Raw genomic sequence first — 15,568 nt, forward strand, 5'->3', positions numbered from 1 at the left:
TTAGACTCATCGAAAGGTATACAAAAACCAATTTTGACGTTTTAGTAGATCAAGACGGACTGAAAATTATTGTGAGATTTCACTTTTTCGGTGGCAGTAAAAAAGTTGAGATCCATGACGGCGCAGATCCAACACTCGTACAACTTGCCTCAGTCTCTGACCTGCGCAAGTATGGCGAAAGAATTCGCACTTCCCTCAAGAAGACATTAAGCACGAAATTAACTGGGGTATGCTATGTACTCAAGGTTCCAGTGCTTTAGAGAGAATATCAAAGCCACTTCTGAAAATGAGCGCCCGGATTTCTCCGCTAGATAATTAATCTTATTTGCAACATTATCGCTTAGTTCTAGCTCTATGCGCTTAGGGAAATCTTTGGGGTCGAGACGAAGGGAGGTTAGCCTGTTTTCAGATGTAATTAGTTAGCAGAAGGGGCGTAAACGTTGGGCTATTTATGAGAAGATACAACCTGACGATAAGTCAAACTCTGACAAGTCTAAACTTTTCAGCTGCGGCAGGGAAAATTTAACGAGGAATTGATTTTAGGACTTAATAGTCATCACCGTATTTTAGTTCTGATTTGGAGTTCATCAATTCCACTGTCGTTTGGTATCCTTGGGCCACTGTTACCTCGTGCTGAATGCCGATATCCCGCAGAGCAGTGACATCATATTCAGGGGCGGTAATCCAGCTAAATCCCTTGCCAAAAGTGTTGTCGGGATTCACCACATACCAGTGACAGGCGGTGTCAGGCACGGCTACGGAACACTTGGTCCAATCGTTGCTCCATTGCGGCACCTGAACAAAGGAAAGCATTGCAAACAGGACTCCTAGGAAACCGGTGATCATGGCGCGTTACAATTTTTCATATTGTAGCGGATTTGTTGCGCGATGGTGAGCATCGCGGTGAAATGGCCTTTTTTGTGCCGTCAGCTCCAGACGTCCAACCACCGGCGCTTGGCGGCCTGGAGGGTCAGCAAAAAATCCTGAATGTGCATCCTCTCACTGATGTATGTATCGCTACGGCATCCTTTCGGATTTGCTTTAGAAATGGTCCCTGCTGGGACTGCCTTATGGGTTTGTCTGGTTCCCCCTCCTTGCTTGCCTTTGCGGCCTTGGTTGGGTTTGTTTTGGTTCAGGCGGTGCTTAAGTTCGCTTTTTGACGACGATGGCCCTGATCCCACGTTGGCGCTTCATGACCGATGAGGCCAAGGCGCTCACTAAGCGCACTGGGATCTCTGCCCTGGTGGTTTTGCTGGTATGGCTGGTCTTTCGATCACTGGTGCCTTGGGTTCTGTTGGCCGTGGTTGCTTGGTGGATCTGGAAGGCAGTTCGCAGCTAGTTACCCCCTGGGCAGTATCGACGTCTGCTATGAGGCTCTAACGCCTGCCCTGTTCCTTGCCCCAGATCTTTTCCAAGGTTTTGCGGAACTCTCCAGCCCTTTGGGGCCGCGCCAGGTCACGTCTTCTAAACATGCTGCTGATCCACCACACCTGAAGGCCGCCAAACACCAAGGCGACCAGCCCAAGTTGGATATACCCCCAATTTAACTTGTCCATTTCTCAAACAGGCATTTAAATTGATTGGGCTGTTGCCGTGAGGGTGAATTTGTTTGTTGAATCAGCGAAGTAGCCAACATATTCAAGCTCCTCCCGCCATGCCCCTGGAAAACTGTAGCCAATTGCCAGATTGGGAGCGATTGTAGGATCGGTCTGAAAAGACTCGTTTGAGAAGGCCGAATCACTGGGCTCGTTTATTGGCACTGAACCTTCGATTCCTACCGATATCCCCACACACGTACAAAAACCAGTGGCTGCAGGCTTTGCCACCATTTTTGGTCGTCCGCATGGCATGGATTGTAATAGTAGAACGAAACCACCATGCTAGCCCAGGTTTGATAAAAATATTTCCCGATATCTGCTCAAGTTTATTTTCCGGATCTGATTGCCATGATTGGCTTCTTTTGATCTTGATTCTTCCAATCGTAAATCCCTAAATCCTTTGCGGTCTAGGTTCTGGTTCACTTCTGCTAGTGGCATTGCCTCCCACAGAAAATCCTGAATGTTCAGGTGCTTTCGCTAGCAATAGTCAACTGGTATTAATGACGAATATTGAGCTAAAATGTGAATCCCTTGTTAGCCCGTTACCTGTATGGGGGCTTCACCCCGGCTGGAAGCTTCGCCAAACTCAATTGGTGTGACTATGGGCAGGAGGCTTTCTTATTGAGGAGCAATGTTAATTCATCATTGCCTGATTCCATGGCGCTAGTCATGGCGATCAGCACGTATTCGAGATCTTCGCCGCTTAACTCGCCAATGGAGTTCCAGTTTAGGGAAAAGAGAAGCGATGAATCCATGACGAAGGGCCATAACTCCCTTCGCAGGAGGCTGGTGTATTTGTCCTGAAATCCTAACTGCCCAGCCGACCCTGTGCCCTTTTATTGGGGGTTTTCGGGGGTTAAGAGATTGTGAAAAAGATTCTGATGAACTTTTTAACTGATTTTGCCCCCGGGTGTCAGTTGTTGAAAAGGTCGATTTCCTGCCCAGGTGTCGCGGCGACAGCTGTTGCCACATGGCACTTACGGCACCTGGCCTCGTAGGCGCCGGCGGCACCCACCACCACCCTCTCCTCCGAGTGAGTCAATCGCTGGCTGCGGTTTGCGGGGTTGCCACACACCACGCAGATCGCCAGCTCCTTGGTGATGAGCTCAGCGATTGCAAGCAGCTGGGGCATCGGCTCGAACGGCTTGCCCTGGTAGTCCTGGTCGAGTCCGGCGCAGATTACGCGTAACCCGCGGCTGGCCAGCACCTGCACCACCGACACCAGCTCCATGCCGAAGAATTGCACCTCGTCAATGCCCACCACCTTGGTGTCGGCCTCCACCGCTTGGAGAATCTGCAAGGCGTGCTGCACAGATGTGGCAGAGATCTTCAGCTGTGAGTGACTGACCACCGCCAGTTCGTCGTAGCGGTTGTCGATCTGCGGCTTGAAAACCTGCACCCTCTGCTGGCCGTACAGCGCCCGCTTCAGCCGGCGGATCAGCTCTTCTGTTTTGCCCGAGTACATCGAACCGCAGATCACCTCGATCCAGCCGGTGTCTTGGGCAAACTGTGCAATCATCTTCGAGCCGTGCAAGCGGTTGGTAATGGTGGGCCGGTTCCCAAGCCATCATGAGCGATGACTTTCAGCACCAACGCCCAAAATTGCTGCATTGCAGGGCTCGGTCGCTTTGAACCCTTGGCGGAGCTGCAAAGGACCTTTGAGCGCCCTGCGCACTGCCGCTCCCTCGGTATCACCGAAAACCTTTTTCAATGCCGCCTGGGCCCCATTGAAAATAAGTTTGCGAAGCCTCTGAATTCTTTATGTTTTCTCTTGGTTTCGGGCTTGATTTTGGATGCCGGGGCGGCTTAGGAACAACCTTGCTTTTTCATTCCCGATTTGCCATGAGGGTTGTTCATTCTGGCGGTGACCACCTCCTCGTGCTCAATGATGCTGAAGCTGCCTCAGTCGCAGAGGCCTGTGCATTGATGGTTTTGGCCGTGAAGTCCGACGGCCGCCTCTCGATCCCTCCGGTGATGAACAGGGTGCTCTGTGACCTCTTTGAAGGGTTGAGGGTTGCCTCCCCCGCTTCTCCTGTTTTTGGCCAAGACGTCTGAGCGGACCTTTCTGGTTGGCTGGCGGCTGACCAGAGGTGGGAACACTGCTAGGAGCTCCCCCTTCCAGCATGACTTTGTTGCCATCCGCCGCCCTAACCACCAGCGCCTTGCCCCTGGAGGTGTTGCGTGACAGCCTGCTCGCCCTAGAGCAGGTAAATTCCGGTGTCACCATGCTGGCTCTCATCGCTGCAGGCCGGCCAGTGCACTCGCCACGGCTGAGGTGCTTGTTGCAGGGGCTGATCTCACTGGTTGAGGCGTGCGAGAACGAGATGGGCACCTTTTCCCGCTGACAAGATTCGCCAAGCAGTTAGTTTCGATACGGAACCAAGTTCGGGCTGTGCGGGATCTGCATAGTTCTGGCCGCCATTATGCGCTTTTTGCATAGCTTCGTTTGCGCGATTCTGTGTAATATGACTCGGTTGTGATAGGCAATGTGGTCGTCTCAATCGAGGAACTAGCCTGTGTCGACACTTTGATTTGGTTGCGTTCGGGTGCCGTTGCCGCCGCCCGGTTAGGCGTTGCCCAGTCAACGATCAGTAGACGTGTTAACCATGTGGCTGGATTGCTGAACCTTCGTTTTTTCAAGCCAAATGGAGAATGGGAGACGCTTGGCGATCAGACTATTCTTAATCTTGAGCGATTGGTGCACCAGCGATATCGCTGGGTTCATGGCAGGGTCTTAAGAATAGAGGCCCAATACTACTCAGGGCCATTGTTTTGCGATCCCATCCCTGATGGATGGACTCCTGGCAATTTTGATTTCATGGAAATTCACACACCGTTGAGGCTGCTTCGCAACGGCGTGATTGATGCCTGGATTGGGTGCTACCCCGACGTGCCTGACGAAGATGACTCCGAGTTGGCTTGCTTTCACCTAACTCGATTGCCAAGCCATCTTGTTGTGGCAGTGGACCACCCGCTTCTGTATTTGGGAGATCACATAACGCTCGAGGATGTCAGGCGCTACCCATCAGTTGCTTTGCCCGACAATGCTTTCCCTAAAGTTCAGAAGATTCTGCAGGAGTTGGGTCTTTGGAATCTGCCCCTGCCAGTCCGGCGTTACAGCAGCGATAAGTGGGAGGGCATGATGACGCAGGATTTAAGGGTTGGTTATGCCAATTCCTTCACCATGCACCTTTTCTCTGCTCCCCACGTCGTTTTGCCTATCGATATTCCGTTGGAAACAGGTGACACCCTGGTTGTGCCTCGAGCCTATGTCAAGAATTTGCGCCTGCTGGAGCTGCTCGCCCACCTAAAGGGCAGGGCGGCTATCTTGGCGGATCGATTCGCAGAGGTGCGCGTGGCTGGCGATGGTTGAGATTAGCATTCTTGGAATTGTTTAGACAATCGTTCTGGGCTAGGGGTTTTCAATCTAGATAGAAAAAGGTCAGGTGAATGCCCTTGCCCACGTATTCATGCTTGTATCCACCTTCGTAGCTAGTGCCCCTGTAGTAAGCGGCAATCGTTTTGCTATTGCCCGGAGGAGTGATGATTTTTGCATTGCAGGTGCGTATGCGTTCGGAAACTTTTTTGCAGGACACCTCATTTCTGAGTAGTTCGTATACGGAGTGGTCTGCAAAGGTGAGGATGTCAAAAGCCTGCTTTTCAGTTGTTGCACCCGCCAGCGGCGTAATGGCGCAATAGTCGCTCTTGCCGTTTCGCTGGCAGTTCGGCGACCACTGGGCCTGGGCCCCATCTATCCCCATACCCATCCCTATCCCTTGCCAGGCGAATATGAGCAGCAGGGCCCTACCCCACAGTTTTGTAGGTCCTTGCTCTCTCATGGTTTCCGATGGGTGTCTGATCACCCCATCCTCGACCTGTGCTGTGCTCCCAGAGGCCAGCGGCACCTACTTTGGTTAGGCCCCCAGCATTAGTCATGCCCTGGTTTGTCAAGCTCGAGACCGGTCTGGTGGGTAAGGCGCAATTTGATGCGGTGATCCCTGCCCATCTGGCCTGGCTGGCGGAGCTGGAGCGCTTGGGTCATCAGCCCCGCAGCGGCTACTGGGCTGAGCGGGTGGGTCGCAGCGGTGACGGTGCCGGCGGCATGCTGCTCTTTTTTGCTCCCAACTGGGCTGCAGCAGAAGCCCTAGTGCAAACCGATCCCCTGATTCAGGAGGGTTGCGTCAGCTGGTGCCTGCATGAATGGGCCGTGGTCTTCCCGAAGTCAGCTGATCAGCTGTGAAAATCAGCTGTGAAAAAGCAACACCAGCCCCGCTTTGAGCTGGTGAAATTCCCGCTCTTCCCGGCTCAGGTCCAGCCCCACCTGCAGCCCTTCCTTGAGGGCGTCATCAAAGGGCGGGGCGGTGGGAGCAGCGCCCGCTTGCCAGAGGGCAGCTATCCCCACCGGCGTGGCATGCCAGCGGAAACAGGGCGTTTGGCCGATTTCCGGCTCCAGCAGGGCATCTTCCAACAGCTCGCGAATTGCCATGGGCCCATCAACCTGCCTGCAGCATCGGCAGGCGCTGGGGGCGGGGCAATCAGCTGAGAGTTTTTGTGATGAATGCCAGCACGGCCGCCGTAGCCAGCCACACCAGCTCCAGGCGCCTGCTCAGCTCGAGCATGTGGCGCACGGCGGCCCCATCGGGGGCGGGCAGCCCTTGTGCCAGCAGGGGTTTGCTGGTGAGCTGGCCGCCATAGCGGTTGCAGCCGCCCAGTTGCACCCCGGCAGCATGGGCATAGGCGGCCTGGGATACCCCCGCATTGGGGGAAGGGTCGGCGGCCCCGTCCCTCAGGGCAGCGGCCAGCAGGGAGAAGCAGTGCCCCGGTTGCCCTGCCGTCAGGGGCAGGCCCAGGGCCACCAGGCGGCAGGGCAGCCACACCAGCAAGTCGTCGAGACGGGCGCCGGCCGTTCCCAGCCAGCGCAACCTGCCGCGCCGGTAGCCCAGCATCGAATCGAGCGTGCTGGCCGCCTTGAAGCCCCAGGCCAGGGCCAGCGGGCCCGGCAGGGCGGGGTTCAGGCTCCAGATTCCGGCCCCCAGCAGCATCCAGAACAGCGGCGCAAACAGGCCATCCACCGCGTTTTCGCTGGCGGTTTCGGCGGCCGCCCGCAGGATCTCCGGGGCGTCGAGATCGGCCGTGTCGCGGCCCACTATCCAGGCCAGGGCCTGGCGGGCAGGCTGGAGGGCCTGGCCTGGCTGCTTCTGTACAGTATGTACGGAATCTGGGAGAGCTTTCAGCACCTGCAATACCGCCTGCTCGAGGCTGCGGCCGGCCAGGGCGCTGGCCAGGGCCACCACCAGCAGGGGCGTAGGGGCCAGCTGCTCCACGCCCCAGCCGGCCAGGCCGCTGCCGCCCACCAGTACCAGCGTGATTAAGCCCCCCGCCAGCCGCAACTTCCAGGCTCTGGTGCCCGCCCAGGCTTCAGCGCCGCGGCGCAGCAGGGTGATCCACCAGCCCATTACCACCACCGGATGGGGGCACCAGCGCGGGTCCCCCACCAGGCGATCGAGACCGCAGGCGAGGGCGACCAGCAGCAGGGGGTTGCTCAGCAGGGGCTGGATCAGGCCGCCTTCAGCCAGCTGAACATTGAGCGCAGGCCCTTGCCCACCTGCTCAATCGGATGGGCCGCATCGCGCTCGCGGATTTTGGTCATCTCCGGCTTGCCGGCGTCACACTCGGCCACGAAGTTGCGGGCGAAGGTGCCGTCCTGGATGTCGGCGAGGATGCGCCTCATCTCGGCCTTGGTTTCGGCGGTGATCAGGCGCGGGCCGCTCACGTAGTCGCCGTATTCGGCGGTGTTGGAGATCGAATCGCGCATGGCCGTCAAGCCGCCCTTCACCATCAGATCGACGATCAGCTTCACCTCGTGCAGGCACTCGAAGTAGGCCAGCTCGGGCTGATAGCCGGCTTCCACCAGGGTCTCGAAGCCCGCCTTGACCAGCTCGGAGAGGCCGCCGCACAGCACGGCCTGCTCACCGAAGAGGTCAGTTTCGGTCTCTTCCTTGAAGTTGGTCTCCAGGATGCCGGCTCTGGTGCCGCCGATGCCCTTGGCGTAGGCCATGGCCAGCTCGCGGGCATGGCCGCTGGCGTCTTGCTCGATGGCGAATAGGGCCGGCACGCCCATGCCGTTTTGATATTCCCAGCGCACGGTGTGGCCGGGGCCCTTGGGGGCGATCATCACCACGTCCACATCGGCCGGGGGTTTGATCAGCTCGAAGCGGATGTTGAAGCCGTGGGCGAAGCTCAGCACCTTGCCGGCGCTGAGATGGGGTGCGATCTCTTTGTCGTAGACAGCCTTCTGGAATTCATCGGGCAGCAGCACCATGATCCAATCGGCCTTGGCGCAGGCGTCGGCGACGCTCAGCACCTCAAGGCCATCGGCCTTGGCCTTCTCGGCCGAACGGCTGCCCTCGTAGAGACCCACCACCACGTTGACGCCGCTGTCTTTGAGGTTCAGGGCGTGGGCGTGGCCCTGGGAGCCGTAGCCAATGATGGCCACCGTCTTGCCGTTCAGCAGGGAGAGGTCGGCGTCGGTGTCGTAATAGAGCTGGGCCATCGAGGCTTCGGGTCTGGACAGGGCTGGAGCTGAGCTTACGCAAGCGCCTGCGGCGCGCCCCTTTCAACTGACAGGGGCCGAGGCCATCCCAAATATCTAGACTCTGCCCCAAACGCCATGGTCATCGCCCAAGCCACTACTTCGCCAACGGCTGCCGCCCTGTTCGAGGCCCACATGCAGGCCGAGCTCAACGGCGATCTCGACGCCACCATGGCCACGATGGTGGAGGACCCCCATCTGATCAATCTGGCCTCTGGCACCGGGGGTCAGGGCGCTGAAGGGGTGCGTGAGTTCTACGCCACCCAGCTGATCGGCCAGTTCTTTCCCCCCGACGTGGAGTTCATCTCGATTTCACGCACGGTGGATGGCGAGCGGCTGGTGGATGAGCTGGTGATCCGCTTCACCCACACCAAAGCGATCGGCCATCTGCTGCCGGGCGTAGCCCCCACCGGCCGGCGCGTCGAGATGGCCCTGGTGGTGATCGTGGGCGTGCACGAAGGCAAGGTGGCCTACGAGCACATCTACTGGGACCAGGCCGGATTGCTGGTCCAGCTGGGCTTGCTTGATCCATCCGGGCTGCCGATCGGGCTTGACACCGCCTCACTCCTGCTGGCCGCCACCGGCAAGGGCTGAGTGTCCGGGCGGCCTGGGCCCTAGAAGCGATCGGTGTGGTGATGCACCACACGCCAGTGGCCAGACTCCTTGCGGAAGATCGTGGTGGCGCGGATGTCGATCCGGAGCGCCTCACCGGCCTGGGTCATGCCGCTGGTGCGCTCCATGCACACCATGTAGCCCATATCTGAGCTTTCAACGAAGCGACGATCGTCTGCCACCAGGGTGCCATCGAAGCCCATCGCAGACTCCCTGGTGAACTGTTCAAGCACCGCCTTGCTTCCTGTGCAGAGATTGCCGGTGGGGCCGAAGTGGCTGATGTCGTCACCCTCAGACCAGATCTCCGCATAGGGGGCGCAATCGCCTGCAAGCATCTTGTTGCCCGCGGCGTAAAACAGGTCTGCAGCCTCGGAGAGGGTGTTGGGCATGGCGAGGTTCAGCGGCTAGGCGGTCAGCGGCAGGCCTGGACTCTTCAGGCCTCGCCGGGGTGGGCGATCACCCGGTCGATCAGGCCGTATTCCTTGGCCTCGGCGGCGCTGAGGAAGTAGTCGCGGTCGGTGTCCTTCTCGATTTTGGCGAAGGGCTGGCCGGTCATGTCGGCCATGCTGTGGTTGAGCATGTCCTTGATGCGCAGAATTTCGCGCGCTTCGATTTCGATGTCACTGGCCTGGCGCTGGCTGGTGCCGCCGAGGGGCTGGTGAATCATGATCCGGCTGTGGGGCAGGGCCAGCCGTTTGCCCTTGGTGCCGGCCGCCAGCAGGAAGGCACCCATTGAGGCCGCCAGGCCGACGCAGATGGTCACCACGTCGCTCTTGACGTATTGCATGGTGTCGAAGATCGCCAGACCGGCGGTCACCGACCCCCCCGGGGAGTTGATGTAAAGGTAGATCGGCTTGGAGTTGTCGTCCGAGTCGAGGTAGAGCATCTGGGCCACCAGGGCATTGGCCACGGCGTCATTGACCTCCGAGCCCATGAACAGGATCCGCTCCACGCCCAGCCGGGTGTAGATGTCAACCCAGCGCTCGTACTGGCTGCCGGGCAGGCGGTAGGGAACGCTGGGGGTGCCGATGGGCATGGGTCTGGGGTGGGGTGGAGAGGGGGCGCGAGGGTTCGGTGCTGAAACTCAGAGATGCAGGTTCAGCCCAGGGCTGCCGGGGGCGTGGGCAGGCCCTTGAGGCTGGTGAGCACCCGGTCGATCAGGCCGTACTCCTTGGCCTCCTCGGCGGTGAGGTAGGTCATTCGGTCGGAGTCGCGGGAGAGCTGCTCCACCGACTTGCCCGTATTCAGCGAAAGCATCTCCAGCAGGGTGCGTTTGTTGTGCAACACCTCCTGGGCCCGGATCTGGATATCGGTGGCCTGGCCGCGGGCACCGCTGCGGGGCTGGTGCAGCACGATCGAGGCATGGGGCAAAGCGGCCCGCTGGCCCTTGGTGCCGGCGCTGAGGATCATGGCCGCGGTGCCCATGGCCTGGCCGATGCAGATCGTGTGCACCGGCGGCTTCACGTAGCGGATCGTGTCGGCGATGGCGAAGGCTTCGGTTTCAAAGCCGATGGCATCGCCGGTGAACCAGGAGGTGCCGGTGGAGTTGATGTAGAAAAAGATCGGCTTCTCCGGGTTGTCAAATTCCAGATACAGCAGCTGGGCAATGATCAGCTCGGTGACGTCGATGCCCATCTGGCGTTTGGCATCGCCGTCGCTGAACAAGGGCAGGCCCAGGTAGACGATCCGCTCCTTCAGCAGCAGGCTCGGCAGGTCTGGCGGCGGGGTGCGCATGACCGCGGAATCGCCGTAGTAGGGGGCTGACACCGACATCCGCGGTTGACCGAAAGCACGTTTGCGGAGCCTAGCGGGGGCCACCGGCCTGCGGATCGCTGGAGCCCGAATTGGCAGGGCTCGACCTGTTGCGCTCAGCGCGTTGTTTGCGCTTCGGGCCGGCTTCGGCATTGGGCTCTGCCAGCGGGCCATCGGTGCGGGCAAAGACGATCCGGCCGGTGGGGTTCTGCAGGGCGCCGGTGACGACCACCTCGAGCCGCTCGCCGATCCGGCCCCGGGCCCCTTCCACCACCACCATGGTGCCGTCGTCTAGGTAGCCGACGCCCTGGTCTGCTTCCTTGCCGTCGCGGGCAATCTTGAGCAGCAGCTCATCGCCGGGCCGCACCTCGGGGCGCAGGGCGATGACCAGCTCACTGAGGTTGAGCACCTTGAGGGCCTTCACCTCGGCCACCTTGGCCAGGTTGTAGTCGGCGGTCAACAGGGTGCCGCCGGTATCGGCGGTGAGCAGCAGCAGCTTGTCGTCGACCCCCTTGCCCTCGTAGCGGGTGCTGTTCACCACTAGGCGCCGGCCATAGATCTCCCGCAGCTCGCTGAGCAGCTTGAGGCCGCGCCGGCCCCGGCCGCGCTTCTCGCCATTGGCCGAATCGGCCAGGGCCTGGAGCTCATCGATCACGCTCTGGGCGACGATCACCTGGCCTTCCAGCAGGCCCGAATCCAGCAGGCCGCGGATGCGGCCATCAATGATCACACTGGTGTCGAGGATCTTGGCGCTGGCCGGCTGCAGCACCCCTTCGGCCACCAGCAGGGCCTCGGTGCTGCTGGGGTTGAACAGGCGCAGCAGGGTGCGGCCGTGAACTTCGGCCAGGTTGTAGCCCGACACCCCAAAGAAAACATTGCTGAGCACCGCCGCCAGCGGTTTGACGAACACCACCTCCCAGGGCAGGGGCAGCAGCAGGATCGGCGCCAGCAACAGGTTTGCCACCAGCAGGCCCAGGATCAGGCCGACGGCGCGGCTCACCAGCAGGTCGGTGGGCATCGAGCGCACCTGGGCCATCAGCCGGCGGCGCAGCTGGCCGAAGAAGAAGCCCGCCAGCAGGCCGAAGAAGGCCCCGAAGCCCCCCAGGACCGTGCGCAGGCCCTCCGGTTTGTCCACCTGCAGCAGTAGCGGCTCTGGCAGCAGGTCCACCCCCAGCCAGCCAGCGGCCGTGCCGGAGACAACAAACAGGATCAGGATGAGGGTGTCCACCATTCCTGTCTCGCCTGGAACCCTGCCGTTCAGGTGCGCAGCATGCCCGATTCCGGGACCTTTGGCCCCAGGGTGGTTCCCGCCCTTAATGATGTCTTCGCCCCGTGTTCCCCCCCCGCAGCGCCTACCTGCATATTCCCTTCTGCCACCGGCGCTGCTTCTACTGCGATTTTCCCGTGGTGCCGCTGGGCGACAGGGCCAGCGCCGAGCCCGGAGCGCCGGGTGCCGCTTCGATCGCGGCCTATCTGACCCTGCTGCTCGGGGAGATCGCCGCTGCCCCCCCCGGCCCGCCCCTATCCACCGTGTATCTCGGCGGTGGCACCCCATCCCTGCTGCTGCCCGCCCAGGTGGGGGCCCTGCTGGCCGCCCTGCGGGAGCGTTTCGGCCTGGTTCCCGGTGCCGAGATCAGCCTGGAGCTCGATCCGGCCAGCTTTGATCAAACCCGCCTGGCGGCCTACCTGCAGTCGGGGGTGAACCGGGTCAGCCTGGGCGGCCAGAGCTTTGACGATGGGGTGCTGGCGGGTCTGGGTCGTCGCCACCGCGGCGCCGACCTGCTGGAGGCCGCCGGCTGGCTGGCCGCGGCCCAGCGCCAGGGGGCGCTGGCCAGCTGGAGCCTGGATCTGATCCAGGGGCTGCCCGGGCAGACCGTGCCTGGCCAGGCCCTCGCCAGCTGGCGCCAGCAGTTGGGCCAGGCGATCGCCCTGGCGCCGCCCCATCTCTCCATCTACGACCTCAGCCTGGAACCTGGCACCGTGTTTGCCCGCCGCCATGGCCGGGGCCAGCTGCAGCTTCCCGATGCGGATCTGGGCGCCGACCTGATGGAGCTCACCTGGGCCGAGCTCAGCGCCGCCGGCTACGGCCACTACGAGATCTCCAATTACGCCCTGCCCGGCCATGCCTGCCGCCACAACCGCGTCTACTGGAGCGGTGCGGGCTGGTGGGGCTTCGGCATGGGCGCCACCTCGGCCCCCTGGGGCGAGCGGCTGGCCCGGCCCCGCAGCCGCGATGGCTATGCCGCCTGGCTGGCCGAGCCCGTGCGGGAGGGCGGCTCCGGTGTGCCCGTGGACGAGCGACTGCTGGTGGGTTTGCGCCGCCGCGAAGGGGTGCACCTGCCCCTGCTGCTGGCCCAGGTTGGGGTTGGGGCGCTGCGGCAGCGGCTGCAGCCCTGGCTCGAGGCCGGCCTGCTGCGCATTGAGGGCCCCCGCTGGCGACTCACCGATCCAGCCGGCTTGGCCCTCAGCAATGGGGTGCTGCGGGAGTTGCTGGCCTGGTGGCAGGAGCAGCAGGAGGGGCTTGAGCTGGCTGGGGCCAGGAGCCAACCCAGCTGCGCAGCGCCTCCAGCGCCAGGGCCCGGCCTGGCAGCAGCGGTGGACTGAAGGGCGGCTGGCGGCTGGTGAGGCCCAGCAGGTCGGCGGTGACGCGCACCTGGCCGTCGCAAGCCTCGCCGGCGCCGATGCCGATCACCGGCAACGCCAGGGCCCGCTGCAGGTCTGCGCCTAGCTCCGGGGGCACGTGTTCCAGCACCAGGGCAAAGCAACCTGCCTCCTGCAGCGCCAGCGCCTGGCGCCGCAGTTTCTCCCGGCTGACATCGTCGTTGCCCTGGCGGCGGTAGCCGAGCTGGTGCACCGACTGGGGCGTCAGGCCGATGTGGCCCATCACCGGAATGCCGCTGCGCACCAGTCGGTCGATCACCACCAGGGTTTCCGGTTCGGCGCCCTCGAGCTTGACGGCGGCGGCGGGGGTTTCCTTCAGCACCCGGCCAGCGGCTGCAACAGCAGCGTCGACGCTGCACTGGTAGCTGAGGAAGGGCAGATCACAGATCAGCAGCGGCTCCTGGCCGGGCGAGCAGACGCTGGCCAGGCCCCTGCCGGTGGCCCTGGTGTGGTGCAGCATCTCCTCGAGGGTCACCGGCAGGGTGGTGGCGTGGCCCAGCACCGTCATCGCCAGGGAATCGCCCACCAGCACCGCATCGGCACCGGCTTCGGCCACCAGCGCTCCCGAGAGGGCATCCCAGGCCGTCAGCACCGTGATCGGCTGTCCGGCCAGTTTGCGGCTCGCCAGGTCTGCGGGGCGCAGGGGCACGGGCATCGGTGCGGGGGGATGCCATTGCTAGCATCCAAACGACTCGGACCCATGCGGCTCCGACGCCCAAACCTGGTCAGAACCGGAAGGCAGCAGCCACACGGGATGCTCAGGGCAGGCGTGGACTCCGGGTCACCCCATTTCTGGTCGCCCAATCAAGTAACCCCTTGATTGGGGCCAACTAGCCGGGCCGGCCAACCAACCAGCCGGGCCTACAGGTTGGCCTGGTTCTGGCGGTTGAGCAGAAAGGGCGGGATCTTGGCGCCCCGCTCTTCCTGGCTGTTGTTGTACAGCTTGTTGGGACTGAAACTCGAGGTGCTGCGCTCATTGATGTAGGAGGCGCCGCTCTCGAAGCCGGTGGCGATCACGGTCACGTGGATCTCCCCCTCTAGGCGCTCGTCCACAACGGCGCCCACGATGATGTTGGCGTCGGGATCCACCACCTCGTAGATGACCTCGGAGGCGGTGGTCATGTCCTCGAGGGTCATGTCCTTGCCGCCGCTGATGTTGATCACGCAGCCCTTGGCGCCGTCAATGCGGGCCGACTCCAGCAGGGGACTGCTGATCGCCGCCTGGGCCGCTTCGATGGCGCGGGAGCGACCGGAACCCACGCCGATGCCCAGCAGGGCCGTGCCGGCGTCGGCCATCACCGAGCGCACATCGGCGAAGTCAACGTTGACCAGGCCCGGCTTGGTGATGATGTCGCTGATGCCCTTGACGCCCATGCGCAGCACGTCGTCGGCGGTGCGGAAGGCCTCCTGCAGGGGGGCTCCGGCGATCGCATCCCGCAGGCGGTCGTTGGGGATGACGATCAGGGTGTCCACGCTCTCGGCCAGGCGGGCGATGCCTTCTTCGGCCTGACGCATCCGCTTACGGCCCTCGAAGCTGAAGGGCTTGGTGACGATGCCCACCGTGAGTGCACCCACTTCCTTGGCCACCTCCGCCAGGATCGGCGCAGCGCCGGTGCCGGTTCCTCCGCCCATGCCGACGGCGATGAACACCAGATCGGTGCCCTGGAGCGATTCCTGCAGCTCGGCCCTGGACTCCTCAGCAGCCTTCTGGCCGATCACCGGATTGCCCCCAGCCCCCAGGCCCCGGGTCAGCTTCATCCCCAGCTGGATGCGTTTCTGCGAGGCCGACTGCAACAGGGCCTGGGCGTCGGTGTTGAGTACCCGATAGCCCACCCCCTGGAGATCGGAGGCGATCATTCGATTCACCGCATTGCTGCCGCCGCCGCCAACCCCAATCACTTCAATCCGGGCCGTTTGGCTCGGTACGATCCCGCCCGAGGGCTGGGTTCCATTGCTGGGGATTGGGCTTTCGGTCATAACGGCATCGGAGAAGGCGGAGCTTGGATCTGGCGGCTGCATTATGACCGTGATTGATGTCCCTGGATTTGGGCAGTGTCCCACCTTTGCAGAGGTAGCGGCGCAACTGCTGCTCGAATGCTCATGAAGGGGGCTGGGGCGGCGCTGCCGCCGGGCCGGGCAGGCCGAGTTCCGGCTGCTCCGGATCGCTGAGGTCGATTGATGGAAGCCGGCGGGCCTTTATCTGCGCTGGCAATTGCTTCTGCAGGTGGCCGAGCACCTCCAGCCGCCGGGCCAGTTGGCCGTCTGCCGGGCCCAGACGCACCTGGCCCAGGCTGGCGCTCTCCAACCAGATGTTGCCCCCGGGATCGAAGCGAATCTGGCGGAGATCGGAGCC

At 61.9% G+C, this 15,568-nt stretch carries 20 protein-coding genes, 1 other RNA gene and 2 pseudogenes; 9 read left to right on the forward strand and 14 right to left on the reverse strand.

Annotation, left to right across the window (positions count from 1 at the left end; translation table 11 throughout):
- The coding region (locus KBZ15_RS05755; protein ID WP_255014102.1) for a hypothetical protein at positions 1 to 260 on the forward strand (260 nt) is incomplete at its 5' end.
- A 286-nt stretch (positions 261 to 546) separates the two neighbouring features.
- Here KBZ15_RS05755 and KBZ15_RS05760 read toward each other — a convergent pair.
- From KBZ15_RS05760 to KBZ15_RS05770, 3 genes are all read right to left on the reverse strand, one after another.
- Positions 547 to 846, reverse strand: a complete 300-nt coding sequence (locus tag KBZ15_RS05760; RefSeq protein WP_255014104.1) for a hypothetical protein — start codon at positions 844 to 846, stop codon at positions 547 to 549.
- A 1,351-nt stretch (positions 847 to 2,197) separates the two neighbouring features.
- Entirely contained in the window at positions 2,198 to 2,353 is a 156-nt protein-coding gene (locus KBZ15_RS05765) for a hypothetical protein (RefSeq protein ID WP_255014106.1), read from the reverse strand.
- A 158-nt stretch (positions 2,354 to 2,511) separates the two neighbouring features.
- On the reverse strand, positions 2,512 to 3,117 hold the full coding sequence (locus KBZ15_RS05770) for a thymidine kinase (RefSeq protein ID WP_255014108.1): 606 nt from the start codon (positions 3,115 to 3,117) through the stop codon (positions 2,512 to 2,514).
- A gap of 57 nt (positions 3,118 to 3,174) precedes the next feature.
- On the opposite strand from KBZ15_RS05770, the gene KBZ15_RS05775 reads away from it, so the two are divergent.
- From KBZ15_RS05775 to KBZ15_RS18520, 4 genes are all read left to right on the forward strand, one after another.
- Positions 3,175 to 3,408, forward strand: a complete 234-nt coding sequence (locus KBZ15_RS05775) for a hypothetical protein (protein ID WP_255014110.1) — start codon at positions 3,175 to 3,177, stop codon at positions 3,406 to 3,408.
- A gap of 116 nt (positions 3,409 to 3,524) precedes the next feature.
- Positions 3,525 to 3,653, forward strand: coding sequence for a hypothetical protein (locus KBZ15_RS05780; protein ID WP_255014112.1), 129 nt, complete (start codon positions 3,525 to 3,527; stop codon positions 3,651 to 3,653).
- Between the two features lie 68 nt (positions 3,654 to 3,721).
- Complete coding sequence (locus tag KBZ15_RS05785; protein ID WP_255014114.1) at positions 3,722 to 3,943, forward strand: hypothetical protein; 222 nt, start codon at positions 3,722 to 3,724, stop codon at positions 3,941 to 3,943.
- Positions 3,944 to 4,086: 143 nt separating this feature from the next.
- Positions 4,087 to 4,971 (forward strand): LysR substrate-binding domain-containing protein, encoded by an 885-nt coding sequence (locus KBZ15_RS18520; protein WP_255014116.1) that lies wholly within the window; start codon positions 4,087 to 4,089, stop codon positions 4,969 to 4,971.
- Positions 4,972 to 5,020: 49 nt separating this feature from the next.
- On the opposite strand, the gene KBZ15_RS05795 is transcribed toward KBZ15_RS18520, so the two are convergent.
- Positions 5,021 to 5,437, reverse strand: a complete 417-nt coding sequence (locus tag KBZ15_RS05795; protein WP_255014117.1) for a hypothetical protein — start codon at positions 5,435 to 5,437, stop codon at positions 5,021 to 5,023.
- Between the two features lie 95 nt (positions 5,438 to 5,532).
- Here KBZ15_RS05795 and KBZ15_RS05800 point away from each other — a divergent pair, with 95 nt between their 5' ends.
- On the forward strand, positions 5,533 to 5,838 hold the full coding sequence (locus tag KBZ15_RS05800) for a YciI family protein (RefSeq protein WP_254932451.1): 306 nt from the start codon (positions 5,533 to 5,535) through the stop codon (positions 5,836 to 5,838).
- Positions 5,839 to 5,841: 3 nt separating this feature from the next.
- Here KBZ15_RS05800 and KBZ15_RS05805 read toward each other — a convergent pair whose 3' ends face one another.
- The 3 genes from KBZ15_RS05805 to ilvC are packed head-to-tail and all read right to left on the reverse strand — an operon-like array spanning position 5,842 to position 8,151.
- Positions 5,842 to 6,084 (reverse strand): hypothetical protein, encoded by a 243-nt coding sequence (locus KBZ15_RS05805; protein ID WP_197148277.1) that lies wholly within the window; start codon positions 6,082 to 6,084, stop codon positions 5,842 to 5,844.
- A gap of 49 nt (positions 6,085 to 6,133) precedes the next feature.
- Positions 6,134 to 7,156: an adenosylcobinamide-phosphate synthase CbiB gene (cbiB, locus tag KBZ15_RS05810; RefSeq protein ID WP_255014135.1), complete on the reverse strand. Its 1,023-nt coding sequence runs from the start codon at positions 7,154 to 7,156 to the stop codon at positions 6,134 to 6,136.
- Positions 7,156 to 8,151, reverse strand: coding sequence for a ketol-acid reductoisomerase (gene ilvC / locus KBZ15_RS05815; RefSeq protein ID WP_255014119.1), 996 nt, complete (start codon positions 8,149 to 8,151; stop codon positions 7,156 to 7,158). Before ilvC ends, cbiB begins: the two co-directional genes overlap by 1 nt.
- 117 nt (positions 8,152 to 8,268) lie before the next feature.
- Here ilvC and KBZ15_RS05820 point away from each other — a divergent pair, with 117 nt between their 5' ends.
- Positions 8,269 to 8,784 (forward strand): ester cyclase, encoded by a 516-nt coding sequence (locus KBZ15_RS05820; protein ID WP_255014121.1) that lies wholly within the window; start codon positions 8,269 to 8,271, stop codon positions 8,782 to 8,784.
- A gap of 20 nt (positions 8,785 to 8,804) precedes the next feature.
- On the opposite strand, the gene KBZ15_RS05825 is transcribed toward KBZ15_RS05820, so the two are convergent.
- From KBZ15_RS05825 to KBZ15_RS05840, 4 genes are all read right to left on the reverse strand, one after another.
- Entirely contained in the window at positions 8,805 to 9,191 is a 387-nt protein-coding gene (locus KBZ15_RS05825) for a nuclear transport factor 2 family protein (protein WP_255014123.1), read from the reverse strand.
- A 44-nt stretch (positions 9,192 to 9,235) separates the two neighbouring features.
- Complete coding sequence (locus KBZ15_RS05830) at positions 9,236 to 9,838, reverse strand: ATP-dependent Clp protease proteolytic subunit (protein WP_255014125.1); 603 nt, start codon at positions 9,836 to 9,838, stop codon at positions 9,236 to 9,238.
- Positions 9,839 to 9,900: 62 nt separating this feature from the next.
- Entirely contained in the window at positions 9,901 to 10,575 is a 675-nt protein-coding gene (locus tag KBZ15_RS05835; RefSeq protein ID WP_255014127.1) for an ATP-dependent Clp protease proteolytic subunit, read from the reverse strand.
- A gap of 31 nt (positions 10,576 to 10,606) precedes the next feature.
- Complete coding sequence (locus KBZ15_RS05840) at positions 10,607 to 11,785, reverse strand: PIN/TRAM domain-containing protein (RefSeq protein WP_255014129.1); 1,179 nt, start codon at positions 11,783 to 11,785, stop codon at positions 10,607 to 10,609.
- A 101-nt stretch (positions 11,786 to 11,886) separates the two neighbouring features.
- Here KBZ15_RS05840 and KBZ15_RS05845 point away from each other — a divergent pair.
- A pseudogene (locus KBZ15_RS05845) lies at positions 11,887 to 13,137 on the forward strand (coproporphyrinogen-III oxidase family protein); the annotation flags it as partial.
- Here the strand turns inward: KBZ15_RS05845 and panB are convergent.
- On the reverse strand, positions 13,019 to 13,858 hold the full coding sequence (gene panB / locus KBZ15_RS05850) for a 3-methyl-2-oxobutanoate hydroxymethyltransferase (protein ID WP_315859853.1): 840 nt from the start codon (positions 13,856 to 13,858) through the stop codon (positions 13,019 to 13,021). The pseudogene KBZ15_RS05845 and the gene panB overlap by 119 nt on opposite strands.
- Before the next feature lie 46 nt (positions 13,859 to 13,904).
- On the opposite strand from panB, the gene ffs reads away from it, so the two are divergent.
- Positions 13,905 to 14,001, forward strand: an RNA gene (ffs, locus tag KBZ15_RS05855) — signal recognition particle sRNA small type.
- A 75-nt stretch (positions 14,002 to 14,076) separates the two neighbouring features.
- Here ffs and ftsZ read toward each other — a convergent pair.
- Both ftsZ and KBZ15_RS05865 read right to left on the reverse strand, forming a co-directional pair.
- Positions 14,077 to 15,192, reverse strand: a complete 1,116-nt coding sequence (ftsZ, locus tag KBZ15_RS05860; RefSeq protein WP_255014133.1) for a cell division protein FtsZ — start codon at positions 15,190 to 15,192, stop codon at positions 14,077 to 14,079.
- Positions 15,193 to 15,313: 121 nt separating this feature from the next.
- Positions 15,314 to 15,568: pseudogene (locus KBZ15_RS05865) on the reverse strand (cell division protein FtsQ); the annotation flags it as partial.

Source organism: Cyanobium sp. BA20m-p-22 (genome assembly GCF_024346275.1).
GTDB lineage: Bacteria > Cyanobacteriota > Cyanobacteriia > PCC-6307 > Cyanobiaceae > Cyanobium_A.

Coding starts and splice junctions, on each gene's coding strand:
- KBZ15_RS05760 (WP_255014104.1), bottom strand. CDS start 846: ATGATCACCGGTTTCCTAGGAGTCCTGTTTGCAATGCTTTCCTTTGTT.
- KBZ15_RS05765 (WP_255014106.1), bottom strand. CDS start 2,353: ATGGATTCATCGCTTCTCTTTTCCCTAAACTGGAACTCCATTGGCGAG.
- KBZ15_RS05770 (WP_255014108.1), bottom strand. CDS start 3,117: ATGATTGCACAGTTTGCCCAAGACACCGGCTGGATCGAGGTGATCTGC.
- KBZ15_RS05775 (WP_255014110.1), top strand. CDS start 3,175: ATGACTTTCAGCACCAACGCCCAAAATTGCTGCATTGCAGGGCTCGGT.
- KBZ15_RS05780 (WP_255014112.1), top strand. CDS start 3,525: ATGGTTTTGGCCGTGAAGTCCGACGGCCGCCTCTCGATCCCTCCGGTG.
- KBZ15_RS05785 (WP_255014114.1), top strand. CDS start 3,722: ATGACTTTGTTGCCATCCGCCGCCCTAACCACCAGCGCCTTGCCCCTG.
- KBZ15_RS05795 (WP_255014117.1), bottom strand. CDS start 5,437: ATGAGAGAGCAAGGACCTACAAAACTGTGGGGTAGGGCCCTGCTGCTC.
- KBZ15_RS05800 (WP_254932451.1), top strand. CDS start 5,533: ATGCCCTGGTTTGTCAAGCTCGAGACCGGTCTGGTGGGTAAGGCGCAA.
- KBZ15_RS05805 (WP_197148277.1), bottom strand. CDS start 6,084: ATGGCAATTCGCGAGCTGTTGGAAGATGCCCTGCTGGAGCCGGAAATC.
- ilvC (WP_255014119.1), bottom strand. CDS start 8,151: ATGGCCCAGCTCTATTACGACACCGACGCCGACCTCTCCCTGCTGAAC.
- KBZ15_RS05820 (WP_255014121.1), top strand. CDS start 8,269: ATGGTCATCGCCCAAGCCACTACTTCGCCAACGGCTGCCGCCCTGTTC.
- KBZ15_RS05825 (WP_255014123.1), bottom strand. CDS start 9,191: ATGCCCAACACCCTCTCCGAGGCTGCAGACCTGTTTTACGCCGCGGGC.
- KBZ15_RS05830 (WP_255014125.1), bottom strand. CDS start 9,838: ATGCCCATCGGCACCCCCAGCGTTCCCTACCGCCTGCCCGGCAGCCAG.
- KBZ15_RS05835 (WP_255014127.1), bottom strand. CDS start 10,575: ATGTCGGTGTCAGCCCCCTACTACGGCGATTCCGCGGTCATGCGCACC.
- KBZ15_RS05840 (WP_255014129.1), bottom strand. CDS start 11,785: ATGGTGGACACCCTCATCCTGATCCTGTTTGTTGTCTCCGGCACGGCC.
- ftsZ (WP_255014133.1), bottom strand. CDS start 15,192: ATGACCGAAAGCCCAATCCCCAGCAATGGAACCCAGCCCTCGGGCGGG.